This window comes from Pseudomonas sp. SWRI51 (genome assembly GCF_014268825.1).
In the GTDB taxonomy this organism is placed as follows: Bacteria; Pseudomonadota; Gammaproteobacteria; order Pseudomonadales; family Pseudomonadaceae; genus Aquipseudomonas; species Aquipseudomonas farsensis.
In genome coordinates, this window is record NZ_JABWRG010000202.1 from 1 (window position 1) to 258 (window position 258).

1 protein-coding gene is annotated in these 258 nt (G+C 56.2%); it reads right to left on the reverse strand.

All coding sequences use genetic code 11. The features are described from left to right. On the reverse strand, nt 1-230 hold a 230-nt coding region (locus HU720_RS24015), incomplete at its 3' end, for an immunoglobulin-like domain-containing protein (protein WP_186523654.1). Between the last annotated feature and the right edge of the window lie 28 nt (nt 231-258).

A 258-nucleotide genomic window follows, 5' to 3' on the forward strand; every position in this document is an offset into this window, starting at 1 on the left:
GTGGCGGTCAGCTTCAGTTCGGTAGTGTCTTCAGTGCCTGGGCCCTGAGTTACGGAAGTGACTGGCTTGCCTTCGCCGACTACTTTCTCGTAGTTACCACCGGTGATTTCAGTGATCGCGTTGCTCACGTCCGGTTTGGTCGTGTGGACGCTGTTCGGCACGGTGTAATCAACCGAGCTGAAAGACTGACCAACTGGAATGGTGATGGTCTGGCCGTTAGCCAGTTTCACTACCAGGTCGCTGCCGGTGACTTCGTGG